This window comes from Paenisporosarcina sp. TG20 (assembly GCF_000286315.1).
Classification (GTDB): domain Bacteria; phylum Bacillota; class Bacilli; order Bacillales_A; family Planococcaceae; genus Paenisporosarcina.
The window spans coordinates 1-1,422 of record NZ_ALJG01000066.1 but is presented as its reverse complement, the minus strand read 5'-3'; the positions used below and the strand labels follow the sequence as shown (position 1 = coordinate 1,422).

The following is a 1,422-nucleotide window of genomic DNA, read 5'->3' as shown; positions in this document are numbered from 1 at the left end:
TGGAGGTATAGATGGTGAAACGATTGAAAGTTATGAGTTGAGCCTTGAAGAAAATATCTTAGACCTATTGGGAAGACTCCGTAGTAAAGAGTATCAACCAAGTCCAGTAAAACGTGTCTATATTCCAAAGAAAGATGGAAAGATGCGACCTCTAGGGATACCAACAATTGAAGACCGTGTTGTCCAACAAAGCTTAGTAAACATACTTCAACCAAAGTTCGAGGAAACCTTATTTCATAACTGGTCAGTTGGTTATCGACCAAATCGTGGAGTAAAGAGAGCGTTACAAATTATCCTGTGGAATATTGAATCAGGATATAACTACATCTACGATGCAGATATAAAAGGATTCTTCGATAATATTCCACATAAAAGTCTGATGAAAGTGTTAAAGAAATATATATCAGACAGGACAGCATTAGGACTCATTGAACAATTTTTGAAGTCAGGTTACATGGAAGACGGCAAGGTATTAGATATTGAGTCTGGTACACCGCAGGGTGGAGTCATATCACCATTACTAGCAAATACCTACCTCAATGAATTGGACTGGGAGCTTGACTTGCATGGATTACGCTTTGTAAGATACGCAGATGACTTTCTGATATTCGCGAAGAGCAAGGAAGATATACAGAAAGCAGTTGGGATTACAAAGTCGAAATTAAAAGAACTTGGTCTTGAAATCGCGGAAGGGAAAACAAAAGTGGTTGATTTCAAGAAAGACGACTTTGATTTCCTAGGTTTTACGTTTCAACATTGGCAGATAGGTAAGAAAGGGAAGCCTGTTTTCTTCGTTATTCCAAAAGCAGAGTCGATTAAAGACTTTCGACTTAAAATCAAGAGGAAAACGCCTAAGGTTCTCACCTTAGACAAGATGGAATGGGTAAACCGAGTGAACCCTATTATAAGAGGGAAAGTAAATTACTATGTGCTCGTAATAGAAGCGATTAAAGAGAACTTAGAACTTGGTCAAGCAAGTCATTGTGTCACTAGAAAAATCCGTAGGATTCTGGATAATCTAGATGGCTATATCCGTAAGAGATTACGTGTGGCTTTCATGCATAAACATCCCAGTCAAATCAAGGAATATAAAATGAGGTACAAATGGAATAATGACTTCTTTATAGCCATTAAACTTATCCCAAGTTTATGGTTATATCTCAATAAAGCTCTTGGTCAATCACTTGACGAATTCGCTCAAGAAAAGAAAGCAAAAGCAAAACACAAATATGAGTTGTCCAAACTCCGTGCCAAGAGAAAAGGTGAAAATTACTTTTCACCGAAACGCTTGGAAAAGATGCAGAATGCCTGGAACGCATCACACTAGAAACTCATTTGTAACATATTGGTAAGCCGTATGCCTAAATAGGGCACGTGCGGTTTGATAAGGGGGAAGCCATGAAAATGGTTTCCCTACTTTAT

Annotated in this window: 1 protein-coding gene; it reads left to right on the top strand. The window is 38.0% G+C overall.

Going from position 1 to position 1,422, the window contains the following annotated elements; all coding sequences use genetic code 11:
• Window positions 1–1,327: group II intron reverse transcriptase/maturase (gene ltrA / locus B371_RS20950; RefSeq protein WP_019412388.1), on the top strand; the 1,327-nt coding region annotated here is incomplete at its 5' end.
• Window positions 1,328–1,422 lie beyond the last annotated feature (95 nt).